The sequence below is a fragment of the Caballeronia sp. LZ065 genome (genome assembly GCF_031450975.1).
Classification (GTDB): Bacteria; Pseudomonadota; Gammaproteobacteria; order Burkholderiales; family Burkholderiaceae; genus Caballeronia.
In genome coordinates this window covers 2,418,351-2,433,983 of sequence record NZ_JARUXV010000001.1, presented here as the reverse complement: position 1 = coordinate 2,433,983, position 15,633 = coordinate 2,418,351, and the positions used below count along the sequence as shown (strand labels likewise).

14 protein-coding genes are annotated in these 15,633 nt (G+C 66.4%); 6 read left to right on the top strand and 8 right to left on the bottom strand.

Features of this window, described 5'->3' with window-relative positions; all coding sequences use genetic code 11:
* The first annotated feature begins 2 nt into the window (after positions 1-2).
* Positions 3-986, top strand: a complete 984-nt coding sequence (locus tag QCE63_RS11195) for a D-glycerate dehydrogenase (RefSeq protein ID WP_309832892.1) — start codon at positions 3-5, stop codon at positions 984-986.
* Positions 983-2,452 carry a DNA recombination protein RmuC gene (locus tag QCE63_RS11190; protein WP_309832890.1) on the top strand — a complete coding sequence of 490 codons (1,470 nt, stop codon included), beginning with the start codon at positions 983-985 and terminating at the stop codon, positions 2,450-2,452. Before QCE63_RS11195 ends, QCE63_RS11190 begins: the two co-directional genes overlap by 4 nt.
* 1 nt (position 2,453) lies before the next feature.
* Here the strand turns inward: QCE63_RS11190 and QCE63_RS11185 are convergent, their stop codons facing one another.
* The 6 genes from QCE63_RS11185 to QCE63_RS11160 all read right to left on the bottom strand — a co-directional run bounded on the left by QCE63_RS11185 (position 2,454) and on the right by QCE63_RS11160 (position 10,089).
* Positions 2,454-2,939, bottom strand: coding sequence for a GNAT family N-acetyltransferase (locus QCE63_RS11185; RefSeq protein ID WP_309832889.1), 486 nt, complete (start codon positions 2,937-2,939; stop codon positions 2,454-2,456).
* Positions 2,936-3,211, bottom strand: a complete 276-nt coding sequence (locus tag QCE63_RS11180) for a hypothetical protein (protein ID WP_309809175.1) — start codon at positions 3,209-3,211, stop codon at positions 2,936-2,938. The genes QCE63_RS11185 and QCE63_RS11180 overlap by 4 nt, the downstream gene beginning before the upstream one ends.
* Before the next feature lie 66 nt (positions 3,212-3,277).
* On the bottom strand, positions 3,278-4,582 hold the full coding sequence (gene glp, locus QCE63_RS11175; RefSeq protein ID WP_309832888.1) for a gephyrin-like molybdotransferase Glp: 1,305 nt from the start codon (positions 4,580-4,582) through the stop codon (positions 3,278-3,280).
* 121 nt (positions 4,583-4,703) lie between these two features.
* Positions 4,704-5,258 (bottom strand): molybdenum cofactor guanylyltransferase MobA, encoded by a 555-nt coding sequence (gene mobA, locus QCE63_RS11170; RefSeq protein ID WP_309833776.1) that lies wholly within the window; start codon positions 5,256-5,258, stop codon positions 4,704-4,706.
* A gap of 91 nt (positions 5,259-5,349) precedes the next feature.
* Positions 5,350-6,456 (bottom strand): GTP 3',8-cyclase MoaA, encoded by a 1,107-nt coding sequence (gene moaA / locus QCE63_RS11165; RefSeq protein ID WP_309832886.1) that lies wholly within the window; start codon positions 6,454-6,456, stop codon positions 5,350-5,352.
* A 252-nt stretch (positions 6,457-6,708) separates the two neighbouring features.
* Positions 6,709-10,089, bottom strand: a complete 3,381-nt coding sequence (locus tag QCE63_RS11160; RefSeq protein ID WP_309832885.1) for an Rne/Rng family ribonuclease — start codon at positions 10,087-10,089, stop codon at positions 6,709-6,711.
* A gap of 907 nt (positions 10,090-10,996) precedes the next feature.
* Between QCE63_RS11160 and QCE63_RS11155 the strand changes: the two genes are divergently transcribed.
* The 4 genes from QCE63_RS11155 to QCE63_RS11140 are packed head-to-tail and all read left to right on the top strand — an operon-like array spanning position 10,997 to position 14,032.
* Positions 10,997-11,995 carry an RluA family pseudouridine synthase gene (locus QCE63_RS11155; RefSeq protein WP_309832884.1) on the top strand — a complete coding sequence of 333 codons (999 nt, stop codon included), beginning with the start codon at positions 10,997-10,999 and terminating at the stop codon, positions 11,993-11,995.
* Entirely contained in the window at positions 11,996-12,655 is a 660-nt protein-coding gene (locus tag QCE63_RS11150) for an HAD-IA family hydrolase (protein ID WP_309832883.1), read from the top strand. It abuts the gene before it with no gap.
* Positions 12,652-13,038, top strand: a complete 387-nt coding sequence (locus QCE63_RS11145; RefSeq protein WP_309832882.1) for a Rieske 2Fe-2S domain-containing protein — start codon at positions 12,652-12,654, stop codon at positions 13,036-13,038. The genes QCE63_RS11150 and QCE63_RS11145 overlap by 4 nt, the downstream gene beginning before the upstream one ends.
* A 34-nt stretch (positions 13,039-13,072) precedes the next feature.
* The gene (locus QCE63_RS11140; protein WP_309832880.1) at positions 13,073-14,032 is read left to right on the top strand and encodes a S49 family peptidase; all 960 of its coding nucleotides are present in this window, start codon (positions 13,073-13,075) and stop codon (positions 14,030-14,032) included.
* A gap of 3 nt (positions 14,033-14,035) precedes the next feature.
* Here QCE63_RS11140 and QCE63_RS11135 read toward each other — a convergent pair whose 3' ends face one another.
* A complete protein-coding gene (locus QCE63_RS11135) occupies positions 14,036-14,755 on the bottom strand; it encodes an SAM-dependent methyltransferase (protein WP_309832878.1) in 720 nt (239 codons plus the stop codon).
* Positions 14,752-15,369 carry a Maf-like protein gene (locus QCE63_RS11130; protein ID WP_309832877.1) on the bottom strand — a complete coding sequence of 206 codons (618 nt, stop codon included), beginning with the start codon at positions 15,367-15,369 and terminating at the stop codon, positions 14,752-14,754. Before QCE63_RS11130 ends, QCE63_RS11135 begins: the two co-directional genes overlap by 4 nt.
* Positions 15,370-15,633 lie beyond the last annotated feature (264 nt).

The following is a 15,633-nucleotide window of genomic DNA, read 5'->3' as shown; positions in this document are numbered from 1 at the left end:
CAATGAAGAAGAAAGTGCTTGTCGCGCGATCCACGTTCCCTGATGTCATCGAGCGGCTGAAACAGCATTTCGAGGTGGACGCCAATCTGGGCGATGTCCTGCCGCAAGACGAATTTGTCCGGCGTCTCGCCGATTGCGACGGCGCGTTCACGGCCGGCGAGCGCGTCGGCGACGCCGAACTCGCGGCCGCGCCGAAGCTGAAGGTCGTCGCGAACATGGCGGTGGGCTACAACAACTTCGACATGCAGGCCTTCGACGCGCACGGTGTGCTCGGCACCAATACACCGGACGTGCTGAACGAAAGCACCGCAGACTTCGGCTGGGCGCTGATGATGGCGGCCGCGCGCCGCGTGACCGAGTCGGAGCATTTCCTGCGCGCGGGCAAGTGGCAAAAATGGTCGTTTGATTCCTTCCTCGGCGCGGACGTGTATGGCTCGACGCTCGGCGTGATCGGCATGGGACGTATCGGACAGGCGCTCGCGCGGCGGGCGAGCGGCTTCAACATGCGCGTGATGTATCACAACCGCTCGCGCGTGGCGCCCGAGATCGAGGCCGCGCTGAATGCGGAGTACGCGTCGAAGGAAGACTTGCTGAAGCGCGCGGACCATGTAGTGCTTGTCGTGCCGTATTCGAAGGAGAGCCATCACACCATCGGCGCCGCCGAACTCGCGCTGATGAAGCCGACCGCGACGCTCACGAACATCGCGCGCGGCGGTATCGTCGACGATGCCGCGCTGATCGCCGCGTTGCGTGACAAGCGCATCGCCGCAGCGGGGCTCGATGTCTTCGAAGGCGAGCCGAACTTCAATCCTGATTTCCTCGTGCTCGACAACGTCGTGCTGACGCCGCACATCGCCAGCGCGACCGAAGCCACGCGTCGCGCCATGGCGAATCTTGCCGCCGACAATCTGATCGCCGGGCTCGGCGAAGGTCTGCGCGCTGGCAATCCGCCGAATCCGATCAACCCGGGCGTACTGAAGAAATGATGGAACTGCTGGGAGGCGCGGTCGCCGTGCTGGCGCTTGCGCTGGTCATCGCGCTCATTGCGCTGGTCGTGATGCTGCGGCGCGCGTCGCGGGGCGGCATGCACGACGAGTTCGAGGCGCTCACCGATCGCGTCAACGACATGGGCGAAGCGCACGCGCGCGCGCAGGAACGGCTCGAACGCGGCCTGCGCGGCGATATCGCCGAAAGCGCGCGGGTGTCGCGCATGGAAGCGCAGAGCGGCTTCGCGCAGTTCCATCAGACGCTGTCGACGCAACTGGCGAGTACCTCGAGCGTGCAGAACGCCCAGTTTGACGCGCTCGCGCAACAACTGGCGCAGCAGAGCCAACAGGCGCGCGAGGACCAGGGCAATGCGCTGAAGCGCTTTGGCGATTCGATCTCGCTACATCTCGCGCAGCTGTCGGAGGCGAACGAGCGGCGGCTCGGCGAGGTGCGCGCGACGCTCGAGGCGCGTCTCAAGGACATCGAGGCGAACAACGCAACGAAGCTCGACGAAATGCGCCGCACCGTCGACGAAAAGCTGCACGCCACGCTGGAGCAGCGGCTCGGCGAGTCGTTCAAGCTGGTGTCGGACAGGCTGGAGCAGGTGCATCGCGGGCTGGGCGAAATGCAGACGCTCGCGGCGGGCGTCGGCGATCTGAAGAAGGTGCTGACCAACGTGAAGACGCGCGGCACCTGGGGCGAAGTGCAACTCGAAGCGCTGCTGGAGCAACTGCTCACGCCGGAGCAGTACGCCAAGAACGTCGCGACGGTGCCGAACAGCAACGAACGCGTCGAATTCGCAATCAAGCTGCCGGGCCGTCATGACGCGCCGGGAGCTTCCGCAACGTCAGATGAAGCCGCCACGCCCGTGTGGCTGCCCATCGACGCAAAGTTTCCGCGCGAGGACTACGAGCGTTTGATCGATGCGCAGGAACGTGCCGATCCGGCCGCGGTGGAAGAAGCTGCGCGCGCGCTCGAAGGCCGGCTGCGCGCCGAAGCGAAGGCGATCGCGCAGAAATACGTCGCGCCGCCCTATACCACCGACTTCGCGCTGCTGTTCCTGCCGACCGAGGGTCTGTACGCCGAAGCGCTGCGCCGCCCCGGTCTGAGCGATGCGCTACAGCGCGACTATCGCGTGAGCATAGCGGGGCCGACCACGCTGACCGCGCTGCTCAACAGTTTGCAGATGGGCTTTCGCACGCTGGCCATCGAGAAGCGTTCCAGCGAGGTCTGGCAGGTGCTGGGCGCGGTGAAGACCGAGTTCGGCAAATTCGGCGACGTGCTGGCGCGCACCAAATCGCAGCTCGAAACGGTCACGCGTTCGATCGAGGCGGCGCAGACGCGCACGCGGCAGATGAACAAGCGTCTGCGCGACGTGGAAGCGTTGCCGGGAGAGCGGGCGGCGGGACTGTTGGGCGAGGCGTCTGGCGAACTTTCCTCGCCCGAGGGCGATGACGAGGGTTGACTTACGAAGACACGGCCAGCCGTTCGAGCGGCTCGCCCGTGACGCGCACGATGCGCCAGTCGGGCAGCACGGTCGCGCCCATCTTTTCGTAGAAGTCGATTGCGTTCTGATTCCAGTCGAGCACCGACCATTCGAAGCGGCCGCATTGACGCGCCACCGCGAGCGCGGCCAGCTTCTTCAGCATCTGCGTGCCGAGGCCGCTGCCGCGCATCGAGGGGCGCACGTAGAGGTCTTCGAGGTACAGGCCGCGCTTGCCCAGGAAGGTCGAGAAGTTCTGGAAGAACAACGCGTAAGAGACGATCTCGCCGTCCTGCTCGGCAACCAGCGCTTCGGCGGCCGGACGCGTGCCGAACAACGCATCGTGCACATCCTGCTCGGTGGCGATGAACAGATGCGTCAGCTTCTCGAATTCGGCCAGCTCGAGCATCAGCGCGAACACGGCGCCGACATCGGCGGGCGTCGCCGCACGGATGAGGGCGGCGCTCATGCTTCCTCCGGCGCGTCGGACAGCGTGATCTCGATGCCGCCGAAACGCGACGCCACCCAGTTGTACGCATGACAGGCAATCCACAACAGGATGAAGCCGAGGATCGCGTTGAGCAGCAGGGCGCTCGTGACCGTGCTCACTTCCACCGAGCCATAGCGCACGAACGCGACCACGACGCCCAGCAGCACGATCGGCACGCTGAAGGTCAGATAAACGAGGATCAGCGCCTTGGCGGTCTGTCCCGGTGCGATGAACGAAATCTGTTTTTTCATGGAAGGGTGCCCCGTCTGTCGATATAGGAATGAGGGTTCCGGCGATGCCCGCGCGCGGCGCAGTCGTCAGATCAGGCCGTCGAACGGCACGATCTCGACATCGTCGCCGGCGTCTATGTCACCGCGGGCATGCTCGAGCACGATGAAGCAGTTCGCTTCGCTCATCGAGCTGAGCACGCCCGAGCCTTGCGGACCGGTCGTGACGACGCGCCAGCCGCCGTCGGCCTCGCGTGTCGCCATGCCGCGCTGGAATTCGGTGCGGCCCGCGCGTTTCTTCATCGGCTCGGCGGCGCGGGCGCGAAGGGCTGTGAGCGTGTGCCGCTGCGCGCCCGACATGGCGAGCAAGGCCTCGCGCACGATGAAGTAGAAGGTCGCCATCACGGCGACCGGATTGCCCGGCAAGCCGAAGAACAGCGCCGAGCGGCCCGCGCCGGCGCGTTCGCCCGACCACAGGCGGCCGAAGGCCAACGGCCGGCCGGGGCGCATCGCGATTTTCCAGAAGGCCACTTCACCGAGCGAATTCAGCAGGTCGCGCGTGAAGTCCGCATCGCCCACCGAGACGCCGCCCGAACTGATGACGACGTCCGCGCTGTGGGTGGCGTGACGCAACGCGGTTTCGAGCGAGGCGCGGTCGTCGCGCACGATGCCGAGATCGAGCGTCTCGACGCCCAGACGCCGGAGCATCGCGAACAGCGTATAGCGATTGCTGTCGTAGACGCTGCCTTCGCTCAGCGTTTCGCCAATGGAGCGCAGTTCGTCGCCGGTCGAGAAGAAGGCCACGACGAGCCGCTTGCGCACCGCCACGTCGCCGATCCCGAGCGATGCGAGCAGCCCGAGGTCCGACGCCCGCACGACGCGCCCGGCCGCCAGCGCGGGCTTGCCGCGAGCGAGATCCTCGCCCGCCAGCCGGCGATTCTGTCCCGCGCGGATGCCTGTGGTGGCGAAGCGAATGGTGTCGCCTTCGCGCGTGACCTGCTCCTGGGGCACCACCGTGTCGCAGCCCGGCGGCATCGGTGCGCCGGTCATGATGCGCACGCATTCGCGCACGCCGGACGTGGCCACGAAAGGACGGCCGGCGAACGCCGTGCCCGCCACCGGAAGTTCGACCGTTGCGCCGCCGCTCGTCACCGCCGTGGCCGCAAAGGCGTAGCCGTCCATCGCGGAATTGTCGAAGGCGGGGACGTCGATGGGCGAAATCACGTCCTCCGCCAGCACGCGGCCGAGCGCGTCGTGCAGGCTCACGCGTTCCGCAGGCGCATCGGCGCCGCGCGGCATCGCCCATTGACGCACGATCTCCTGCGCGGCCGCGACGGGCAGCGCATTCGGATCGTACTGAGCAACGGAGGCGAAGAATTCCTTGGGCGTGGTCATGAATCGGAGTGGATCGCGGCCTGCGTCGGGCGGTGAGGCCATGCCACGGCGGCGGAGGGAACGAGCAGCCCGGAAGGATCAGGCCGCATGGGCGGACGCGAGCGAACAGCGGGTTGAGGAGTCAGTTGCGTTCCAGCTCGGCCAGCTGCTGCAAATCGTTGACATTGTAAAACGCACGTACATCGTGAAATTGGACTTCGGCCGCCGTGTGGCGCGCGTACCACGCGCGCACCTTGCGCTCGCCGGCGTCCAGCCAGACGTCGAGATCGTCGGCGAGCGAGGTGCGCAGCAGCGCGAACACCGGATGCGCCTGCACGTCGCCGGATGCCTCGACCGTCGCCGCATACGCGATGTCGACACCCTTCGTTTCGAGCGCCTGCATCAGCGCGACGCACAGGTGTTCGTCGACGAACGGCGCGTCGCAGGGCGCGGTCAGCACGAAGCCGGTGCGCGCCTCGCGCAGCGCGGCCGCGATGCCGGCAAGCGGTCCGGGGTAAGCCGCGCGTGTATCGGCGATGACGCGCGCGGCGAAGGGCGCGCCGAGACGCGCGTAGTCGTCGAGCGAGCGGTTGGCGCTGATCAGCATCGCGCCGGCCTGCGGGGCGAGACGCCGCATCACGTGCAGCGCGAGCGGTTCGCCGCGAAACGGCTGCATGCCCTTGTCGATGCCGCCCATGCGCGAGCCGCGTCCGCCCGCCAGCACGAGCGCCGTGACGTCGGGGAAAGCATGAGGTTGGGGCGTGGCCTGCACGGTCGATTCGCCTGCGTCAGCCACCGATGTACGACATTTCGACCCGCGGTCCGTCGCTCCGCGCCGGGGCCGACGCGCTGCCGCGCAATTGCGAATAGCGGTCGCCGCGCGCTTCCCAGATGCGCGCGATGGAGGTGGCGACTTCCTCGTCGCTGGCGCCGCCGCGAATCAGGCCGCGCAGATCGTGTCCGGCCACGGCGAAAAGACAGAGGTACAGCTTGCCTTCCGTCGAAAGGCGTGCGCGCGTACAGGTTCCGCAGAACGCGCGCGTGACGCTGGAGATCACGCCGATTTCGCCGCTGCCGTCGCGATAGCCCCAGCGTTGCGCGGTTTCGGCGTCGGTATGAGCTTCGAGCGGCGCGAGCGGGAAGTGCGCGTCGATGCGCTCCACCACCTGCGCCGACGGCAGCACTTCGCTCATGTTCCAGCCATTCGACGCGCCCACGTCCATGTATTCGATGAACCGCAGGATGGCGCCGCTGCCCTTGAAGTGACGCGCCATCGGCACGATTTCCTGGTCGTTGGTGCCGCGCTTGACGACCATATTCACCTTGAGCGGCGCGAGCCCGATTGCCTGCGCCGTGGCGATGCCTTCGAGCACGTCGCTCACCGCGAAGTCGGCGTCGTTCATGCGGCGAAACAGCGCGTCGTCGAGGGCGTCGAGGCTGACCGTGACGCGCGACAGCCCCGCGTCTTTCAGCGAGCGGGCCTTGCGGGCGAGCAGCGAGCCGTTGGTGGTCAGGGTGAGGTCGAGCGGACGGCCTTCGGGCGTACGCAGCAGCGCCAGCCGCTCGATCAGATATTCGATGTTCTTGCGCAAGAGCGGCTCGCCGCCCGTCAGGCGAATCTTCTCGACGCCGTGCGCGACGAACACGCGCGCCAGCCGCTCGATTTCCTCGAAGGAGAGCAGGGCGGCGTGCGGCAGAAATGGATAGTCCTTGTCGAACACCTCGCGCGGCATGCAGTACACGCAGCGGAAGTTGCAACGGTCGGTCACCGAGATGCGCAGGTCGCGCAGCGGGCGCGCGAGCGTGTCCGTAAGCAGCCCCGATGGCGCGGCAGCGACGCCGGCGAAGGCCGGGATCGCGCTGATGTCGGTCACGGGGATGATGCGTCGGGACATGATGAATGGGGTTCGGCTCGACCGTGGCGGTCTTGTCTTGAGGTTGCGAATCGTTTTATGACAGTCCCATTTTAACGGAAGGTGCTCATCGGAGTCGCAAGGGGGATACCCGCGCGGAGTCTGGTTTTCCCGCTTTTCTGGCAGCGCTGCGCGGCGGCGGCGCGAAAAAAAACGCCATCGATGTGGATCGATGGCGTTTCATCCGTTCAGCCCCGCCCGGCACGAAGCCGTGCCGGGCGTCAGAGCGCTCTTTTAATGAGCGCCCTTGCCGGTTTCCACCTGCTGCATCGGCGTGGTGTCGGCCGGCGGCAGCGCCTTGCGCTCGCGCGGCACGCGCACCGGCGCGGGCAACTGGGCAGCGACGGCATCGGCTTCACGCAGCTTGGTCGCGTCGGTGTTGACCCACACGAGGCCGGCGCGCTCGAGGATCGGCTGGAGCGCTTCCGCGGCGATCGGCGTAGCAGCTTTAGCGGTAGCGGGTGCGGCCGGCGCGGCTGCCTCCACCGGTTCCGCTGCGACCGGCGCCTGCGCTTCGGCGTGTTCGATCGGCGGCACGGGTTCGACGGCCGTTGCCTCAGGCGTCGGCGCGACCGCGGCGACCTTCACCGGCTCAGCCACTTCGGCTTCGACGGAGACAGGCGCCGGAACCGCTTCAGGCGCGGCTTCGGCAGCGGCTGGAGCCGGCGTTTCCACGTGAGCCGGCGGTTCGACCGGAGCGGGCGCAGCTTCGACCGGTCTGGCTTCGTCGGCCACGGGTGCGAACGGATCGACAGACTTCGTTTCGGCAGCCTTCGGCGTCGGACCGAACGGGTTGTCGACCGACGACGCCGGAGCCGGCTTGGCGAACACGTCGAAGTCGGCTGCTGCGGGCGTCGATGCCTTCGTTTCCACCGGCTCGGCGTCCTGAGCCTTGGCCACCGGCGCTGTTTCAGCGACGACAGGCGCGGGCGCTTGCGGCTTCAATTCGACCGGCGCTTGAACCGGCGCTTCCACCGGCTGTGCGGCCACGGCTTCGACCGGTGCCGGTGCCGCTGCTTCTGCCGCTTCCACCGCCGGACGCGCTTCGCGACGCGCGGATACTTCCTGCGCGGCTTCGGCGTCGAACACGCCGGCTTGCGCCGAGGTGCTGTCGGCGGCGCCTTCGGCTTCCGCGACGTCAGCCGCGTGATTCACGGTGATGCCGTCTTCCTCGCGTTCGCGACGGCCGCCACGACGGCCACGACGACGGCGGCGACGCTCCTCGCCGTCACGCGCACTGTTGGCCTGATCGGCGAATTCCGCGTCGAATTCTGCGGTGTCCACATCGACCTGCGCCGACTCGACGATTTCCGACACCACCGTTTCGCCTTGCGTCAGTGCTTCGACGGCGGCTTCCGGCTGCGGCTTGCGGCGTTCGCCACGGTCCGGCCGTTCCCCGCGTTCCGCACGTTCGGGACGATCAGCGTGTTCAGAACGATCGGCGCGCTCGGCACCGCGTTCACCACGATCCGGACGTTCGCGACGTTCCTGGCGTTCGCCGGCTTCCGGACGCGCGGCGCGCTCGGCATTGCGCTCACGGCCTTCACGCGGCTCACGGGCCTCGCGCGGCTCGCGAGCTTCGCGCGGTTCGCGTGCTTCGCGGGGTTCACGCGGCTCGCGCACTTCACGCAGTTCGCGTCCCTCACGACCGCCACGGGCCTCGCGATCCTCACGGCGGGCGCCTTGCCGGCCCGCGCCGTTGCCGCTCGTGCTGCCATTAGTGCTGCTCGCGCTGCCTGCTTGCGCGCCGTCGCGGCCCGCGCCGGCGCCGCTGCGCCGGTTGCGGTTGCGATCGCCGCTGCCCGAGCGTTCGCTGCGCTCACGTTGCGGACGCGCGGCGGGTTGTGCTTCGACCGGAGCCGGGGCCGGCTTGACCTCCGTCTGGATGCCGAACAGGTTCTTGATCCACGCGATGAATCCGCCGCTCGCCGGCACCGGCGCCGCAACGGGCGCGGCCTCGACCGGAGCAGCCTTGACCGGCGCGCTCGGCGCGGGCTTCTCGGGCGTGATGCCCTTGACCGCGGCTTCCTGCTTCGGCTTCACGTCTTCGGCGCGCTTGCTGTAGCCGGTCTCGGACTCGAGTTCCGTCGCGGCTTCCACGGCCATCTTCCACGATGCGCGCGGCTCGTCGAGGCGCGCGTCGTCGTGACGCAGACGCTCCAGCTTGTAGTGCGGCGTTTCCAGATGCTTGTTCGGAATCAGGACGACGTTGACCTTGAAGCGCGATTCGATCTTGTTGATTTCCGAGCGCTTTTCATTCAACAGGAAGGCGGTCACCTCGACCGGCACCTGGCAATGAATTGCCGCGGTGTGCTCCTTCATTGCTTCTTCCTGAATGATCCGCAGCACTTGCAGCGCGGACGATTCGGTGTCGCGGATATGGCCCGTGCCGTTGCAGCGCGGGCAGGTCACATGGCTGCCTTCCGACAGCGCCGGACGCAGCCGCTGACGCGACAGTTCCATCAGGCCGAAGCGCGAAATCTTGCCCATTTGTACGCGGGCACGGTCGTGCTTGAGCGCGTCCTTCAGACGCTGCTCGACTTCGCGCTGGCTCTTGGCCGATTCCATGTCGATGAAATCGATCACGATCAGGCCGCCCAGGTCGCGCAGACGAAGCTGGCGCGCGACTTCGTCGGCGGCTTCGAGATTGGTGCGTGTCGCGGTTTCCTCGATGTCGGCGCCCTTGGTCGCGCGCGCCGAGTTCACGTCGATGGCGACGAGCGCCTCGGTGTGATCGATCACGATCGCGCCGCCCGAGGGCAGCGGCACCGTGCGCGAGTACGCGGTCTCGATCTGATGCTCGATCTGGAAGCGCGAGAACAGCGGCACGTCGTCGTGATAGCGCTTCACCTTCGAGACGTTGTCGGGCATCACGATATCCATGAAGGCACGCGCCTGATCATGGATTTCGGTCGTGTCGATGAGGATTTCGCCGATGTCCGGCTGGAAATAATCGCGGATCGCGCGGATGACGAGGCTGGATTCGAGATAAATCAGCATCGGCTGGCCGCCGACGCCGCTCTGCGACGCGGCTTCGATCGCGCGCCACAACTGCATCAGGTAGTTCAGGTCCCACTGCAGCTCTTCAGCCGAACGGCCGATGCCCGCCGTGCGCGCGATGATGCTCATGCCTTCCGGCAGTTCGAGCTGCGCCATGGTTTCGCGCAGTTCCTGACGCTCGTCGCCCTCGATGCGGCGCGACACGCCGCCGCCGCGCGGGTTGTTCGGCATCAGGACGAGGTAGCGGCCGGCCAGCGAGATGAACGTGGTCAGCGCCGCGCCCTTGTTGCCGCGCTCTTCCTTCTCGACCTGGACGATGAGTTCCTGGCCTTCGCGCAGTGCGTCCTGGATGCGCGCGGAGCGCATGTCGACGCCGTCGCGGAAATACTGGCGGGCGACTTCCTTGAACGGCAGGAAGCCGTGGCGGTCTTCGCCGTAGTTGACGAAGCAGGCTTCGAGCGACGGCTCGATGCGGGTGACGACTCCCTTGTAGATGTTGCCTTTGCGCTGTTCGCGCCCGGCGGTTTCGATGTCGATGTCGATGAGTTTCTGCCCATCGACGATGGCGACGCGCAATTCTTCTTGCTGCGTCGCGTTAAACAGCATGCGTTTCATGGAACGGCTCCAGAGCGGCTTTCGTCCTCCCTCGTCAGGCGAATCGGCGTCAGTGACGGATGAAGGTCACGCGCGCGAGGCGGGAAGGCGGGCGAGCCGCGCTTTTTGTGTGTTGTCACAAAGCACGCTGGAGCGGGATTCCTGGCGGGAGAATTGCCGAAAGCAGGCGACAGCCGCCAGCGCGGCGGCCGTGCCCTAGGGCACATGCGAAACAACGGCGAGGCGAAGTCGAGCCGCGCGGCGCGTGGCGAGGATGGACGGCGGCGTGGCGGACGGACGTCCGGGACGATCGAAACGCCCCGACGCACTGCCCGCCCAACGCGCTTTGCAGCGCCTGAATCCTCCCAACGGAGGCCGCGGAAGAGCGGTCTCGCGCACACCGGCGCGATGCTGCATGACCGTCCCTTCCTGCGGCCAGGCCGCGCCGGCGCCGCCGCGGGCCTTGTATCGCGCCCGTCGGCCGGTTGCCGTGTGTCTCGCCTCATGGCGGCGTGATCGCGCTTCGCAGATTACAGCGCAGCAGCAATTCCGCCGGCAGTTGTTCGCAACACCGGCGAGCGTCGATTGCCTGTTTCTCCTGCTCATGCGCAATTTCGCGCAGGACCGATTCAGGCGGCGACCGGTTGTTGCACCGGGCGCCTTCGCTTCTCGCCGATAAAATTCTTTTTGACCAGAAATCCGTTACCGACCGGCGATCGACTCGACCGAACGCGCCTGTGGGCTTCGTCCCTGCCGGTGATATCGCCGTGCGTGCAACTCGCTGCTCTCTGTCTTCAGGGTGAGCAACCGACCTTGGGCGCAAGTAAAATGATGGTTTATCGCTTGCACCTGTACAGTCTGTTCAATCGCGGTTCCTGCTTGATCTAAAGCATCAACCTTTTCAGACTGCTCGCAAATTATATTCAGAATGAATGAGTTAGGCAAAACTTCCCATAAACAGGTCGCAAGCGAACAGGTGTCGATGATCGAAGTCGACGAGACTGCCGCCGGTCAGCGGATCGACAACTTCCTGCTGCGCGTCTGTAAAGGCGTGCCAAAGAGCCATATTTACCGGATTCTCCGCAGCGGCGAAGTGCGCGTGAACAAGGGCCGCATCGACGCCGCATACCGTCTCGAAATGGGCGATCTCGTGCGTGTGCCGCCTATCCGTACGGCTCAGCCGGACGAAACGCCGGTGTCATCGAACGCGCCGGCCGCCGAATTCCCCATTCTTTTCGAAGATGACCATCTGATCGTCATCGATAAACCCTCGGGCGTCGCCGTGCACGGCGGCAGCGGCGTGGCGTTCGGCGTGATCGAGCAGTTGCGCAACGCCCGGCCGCACGCCAAATTCCTCGAACTGGTGCATCGGCTGGACCGGGAAACCTCCGGCGTGCTGATGCTCGCGAAGAAACGCGCCGCGCTGGTCAATCTGCACGAGCAGATTCGGGAAAATCGCCTCGACAAGCGCTATTACGCGGTCGGCCACGGCGACTGGCCCGCCGACTGGGGCCGCCGGCGCGTCGTGAAGGCGCCGCTGCACAAATATGTCGCTGCCGACGGCGAGCGCCGCGTGCGCATCCAGGAAAACGGACTGCCGTCGCACACGGTGTTCAATCTGATCGAACGCTGGGACGGCTACGCGTGGGTCGAGGCGGAACTGAAGACCGGGCGCACGCATCAGATCCGCGTGCACATGGCGAGCATCGGCCTGCCGATCGCCGGCGACGCCAAGTACGGCGACTTCGCGCTGAACAAGGATTTGGCGCGTCCGAGCGCGAAGGCGTCGCTGAAACGCATGTTTCTGCACGCTTACCGGCTGAAGATCACTCATCCGGCGAGCGGCGAACCCATCCAGTTCGAAGCGCCGTTGCCCGCCGAGTGCCGGCGCTTCATCGAACAACTCAAAAATCGTGAGACACCGTAAATGCCGCGGAAGCAATTCGATCTGATCGTTTTCGACTGGGACGGCACGCTGATGGATTCGACCGTCCACATCACGCGCAGCATCCAGTCCGCCTGCCGCGACCTCGGCCTGCCGGTTCCCGCCGACGAATCCGCCAGTTATGTGATCGGCCTCGGACTCAAGGATGCGCTGCAAATCTGCGCGCCGACGCTCGATCCCGCCGACTATCCGCGCCTGGCCGAGCGTTATCGTTTCCATTTCCTGACGAAAGGGCAGGAAACCGAGCTGTTCGCCGGCGTGCGCGACATGTTGCAGGCGCTGCGCGACGAAGGCTATTTTCTCGCGGTCGCGACGGGCAAGAGCCGCGTCGGGCTGAATCGCGCGCTGGATCAGTCGCGCCTGACGAGCGCCTTCGACGGCACGCGCTGCGCCGACGAAACCTTCTCCAAGCCGCATCCCGCCATGCTGCACGAACTCACGCGCGAACTCGGCCAGGATCTCGCCCGCACCGTGATGATCGGCGACACGACGCACGACCTGCAAATGGCCATCAACGCAGGCGCGGCGGGCGTCGGCGTGGGTTACGGCGCGCACCCGGCGGATTCGCTCGCGGTGCTCAAGCCGCATTTCTGCGCGGACAGCGTCGCGTCGCTGGCCGGCTGGCTCCGGGAGCACGCATGAGCGAAGCGGCGCGGGACGCGGTGCGCGTGTGCGCGGCGGACGCACTCGTCGACGGCGGCGCGGGCGTCCGCGTGCCGGCGACGGACGCCGCCGGCGAGGCGGTCGTCTTCTTCGTGCGCTACGACGGCAAGCCATACGGCTATCTGAACCGCTGCGCACACGTGCCGATGGAGCTCGACTGGAACGAGGGTCAGTTCTTCGAGAGCTCGGGCCTATACTTGATGTGCGCGACCCACGGGGCGATCTACCAGCCCGACACCGGCAAATGCGTCGGCGGTCCGTGCCGCGGCGCACGCCTGCGCGCCGTGACGGTCGAAGAGCGCGACACGCCTGAGGGCCGCGCGGTCTTCTGGCTTCCCGACGCGTCTTTGCAGCCCGCCTGAATCACCCCAATCCATTCACTTGTCCAGATCACGCATGTCCGACAACCTTCCTCGCGGCAACGACAACTGGGAGCGCGAAGCGCTCGAGCGCATCGCCCTGGCCGCGATTCGCGAGCAGCGCGCCGCCCGGCGCTGGCGCATCTTCTTCCGCTTTCTGTTTCTGATCGTCATCGGGCTGGTTGCCTGGGGCGTGTTCGATTTCACCGGCGACCGGGTCGCGAAGGCAGGCAAGCACACGGCGCTGATTGACCTGCAGGGCGAGATTTCCGCCACCGGCGACGCCAGCGCCGACAACATCGACGGCGCGCTGCAAAGCGCCTTTGAGGACGAGAACACGGCCGGCGTGATTCTGCGCATCAACAGCCCGGGCGGCAGTCCGGTGCAGGCGGGCATCATGTACGGCGAGATCAAGCGACTGCGCGCGAAATATCCGAAAACGCCGCTGTACGTGGTCGTCGACGACATCTGCGCGTCGGGCGGCTATTACGTCGCCGCCGCGGCCGACAAGATCTATGTGAACAAGGCGAGCGTCGTCGGCTCGATCGGCGTGCTGATGGACGGCTTCGGCTTCACCGGCCTGATGGACAAGCTCGGCGTCCAGCGGCGCCTGCACACGGCGGGCGCCAACAAGGGCGAGTTCGATCCGTTCTCGCCCGAAACGCCCGCGATGAATGCCCACGCGCAGGACATGCTCGACCAGATCCACACGCAGTTCATCGACGCGGTGAAGCAGGGCCGCGGCAAGCGTCTGAAAGACGATCCGGAGATGTTCTCGGGCCTGATCTGGACCGGCGAGAAGAGCGTCGCGCTCGGGCTCGCGGACGATTTCGGCGACGCCGGCTATGTCGCGCGTGAAGTCATCAAGCAGCCGGACATCGTCGACTACACCCAAAAGGAAAGCATCAGCGAGCGCGTGGTGCGGCGCTTCGGCGCCTCGGCGGGCGATGCAGCCGTGCGCGCGCTGACGCTCGGCGGCCGGTTTCAGTTGCGCTGAGCGTCAGGCCGCGAGCAGCAGGAAGATTGCCGGACGCTTTTGCAGGTCCGGCGCGGCCTTCTTCTTCCAGTCGGCCGCCGTGCGCGTGATGATGGTTTCGCCGGGCAAGGTGAGATCCACGGCGACGCAGATCAGCGTCGAGGGCGCGCAGGTGGCGATCAGCGTGTCGAGCATTGCGCGATTGCGATAGGGCGTTTCGATGAAAATCTGCGTCTGACTGGCCTTGCGCGACAGTTGCTCGAGTTCGCGCAGGCGCTTGCCGCGCTCGGCGGCATCGACGGGCAGATAACCGTTGAACGCAAAACTCTGGCCGTTCATGCCGGAGGCCATCAGCGCCAGCAGGATCGAGCTCGGTCCGACGAGCGGCACCACCTTCACGCCGCGATCGTGCGCACGCCGCACCAGCAGCGCGCCCGGGTCGGCGACCGCCGGGCAGCCCGCCTCGGAGACCAGTCCGGCATCGGCGCCCGCAAGGATCGGCGCGAGCAGTCTGTCGATCTCGCCGGGCGGCGTTTTGACGTTCAGCTCGCGCACATCAATCTCCTGGATCGGCCGTTCGGTGCCGACTTTCTTCAGGAATGCGCGCGTTGTCTTGGCGTTCTCGCCGATGTAGTACCCCAGCGCGGCCGCCTGGGCGCGCACCGGATCGGGCAGCACCTGCGCGAGCGCGGCGGCGTCGCCTTCGCCAAGGGTGTTCGGAATCAGGTAGAGAACGCCGCTCATCGCGCCCCCAGTACCGGCAAGCCGGCGTGGGCCAGCATGCCCGTCAGCGCGATCAGCGGCAGGCCGATCAGCGCGGTGGGATCATCCGACTCGATCGCGTCCAGCAACGCAATCCCCAGGCCCTCGGATTTCGCACTGCCGGCGCAATCGTAGGGCGTTTCGGCGCGCAGATAGGTTTCGATCTGCGCATCCGAATAGTTGCGAAAGCGCACCCGCGTGACGATATCGGCGGACTGGGTGTCGTTCGTGCGGCTGTCGAAGACGCACAGCGCGCTGTGAAACTCGACGCTCCGGCCGCGCATCGCACGCAGTTGCTCGACGGCTTTGTCGTGGGTGCCGGGCTTGCCGATCTGCTGGCCGTCGAAGGTCGCGACCTGATCCGAGCCGATCACAAGCAGCCCGTCAGGCTCCGCGACACGCGCCGCCGCCGCCCGCGCCTTGGCGGCGGAGAGGCGCAGCGCCGTCGCCTGCGGTGTTTCGTGTTCGAGCGGCGTTTCGTCGATCGCCGGCACGACGACCTCGAAGGGCACCCGCAGGCGCTCCAGCAACGTGCGCCGGTACGGTGAGCTCGACGCCAGAATCAGGCGCGGAAGGGAAGTTGAAGCGTCGGACATGAAGGGAAATCAGTAAAAAAGAAGGAAAAAACGATGGTGCGCGGCTTGATGCTTAAGTGTTTGACTCGAAAGAATAAAGCCGATATGATTTTGGGCTTTTCATCGGTCGGTGCGCAAGCGGCTTTCCCGCTCGACGCCGATGAGTCCGATGGGCCGCTTTCCGGGTAAGGCTCCGGCAGGTACAGAAGCAGGCAGCAGCAGGCAGCAGCAGGCACAAGCAGGCACAAGCGGCGGAAGCATGAAAGCCAGCCTGATGCAAATTCG

What these genes read in the sequence shown, in the direction of transcription:
- QCE63_RS11195 (WP_309832892.1), top strand. Translation starts at nt 3, where the DNA reads ATGAAGAAGAAAGTGCTTGTCGCGCGATCCACGTTCCCTGATGTCATC.
- QCE63_RS11190 (WP_309832890.1), top strand. Translation starts at nt 983, where the DNA reads ATGATGGAACTGCTGGGAGGCGCGGTCGCCGTGCTGGCGCTTGCGCTG.
- QCE63_RS11185 (WP_309832889.1), bottom strand. Translation starts at nt 2,939, where the DNA reads ATGAGCGCCGCCCTCATCCGTGCGGCGACGCCCGCCGATGTCGGCGCC.
- QCE63_RS11180 (WP_309809175.1), bottom strand. Translation starts at nt 3,211, where the DNA reads ATGAAAAAACAGATTTCGTTCATCGCACCGGGACAGACCGCCAAGGCG.
- glp (WP_309832888.1), bottom strand. Translation starts at nt 4,582, where the DNA reads ATGACCACGCCCAAGGAATTCTTCGCCTCCGTTGCTCAGTACGATCCG.
- mobA (WP_309833776.1), bottom strand. Translation starts at nt 5,258, where the DNA reads ATGGGCGGCATCGACAAGGGCATGCAGCCGTTTCGCGGCGAACCGCTC.
- moaA (WP_309832886.1), bottom strand. Translation starts at nt 6,456, where the DNA reads ATGTCCCGACGCATCATCCCCGTGACCGACATCAGCGCGATCCCGGCC.
- QCE63_RS11160 (WP_309832885.1), bottom strand. Translation starts at nt 10,089, where the DNA reads ATGAAACGCATGCTGTTTAACGCGACGCAGCAAGAAGAATTGCGCGTC.
- QCE63_RS11155 (WP_309832884.1), top strand. Translation starts at nt 10,997, where the DNA reads ATGAATGAGTTAGGCAAAACTTCCCATAAACAGGTCGCAAGCGAACAG.
- QCE63_RS11150 (WP_309832883.1), top strand. Translation starts at nt 11,996, where the DNA reads ATGCCGCGGAAGCAATTCGATCTGATCGTTTTCGACTGGGACGGCACG.
- QCE63_RS11145 (WP_309832882.1), top strand. Translation starts at nt 12,652, where the DNA reads ATGAGCGAAGCGGCGCGGGACGCGGTGCGCGTGTGCGCGGCGGACGCA.
- QCE63_RS11140 (WP_309832880.1), top strand. Translation starts at nt 13,073, where the DNA reads ATGTCCGACAACCTTCCTCGCGGCAACGACAACTGGGAGCGCGAAGCG.
- QCE63_RS11135 (WP_309832878.1), bottom strand. Translation starts at nt 14,755, where the DNA reads ATGAGCGGCGTTCTCTACCTGATTCCGAACACCCTTGGCGAAGGCGAC.
- QCE63_RS11130 (WP_309832877.1), bottom strand. Translation starts at nt 15,369, where the DNA reads ATGTCCGACGCTTCAACTTCCCTTCCGCGCCTGATTCTGGCGTCGAGC.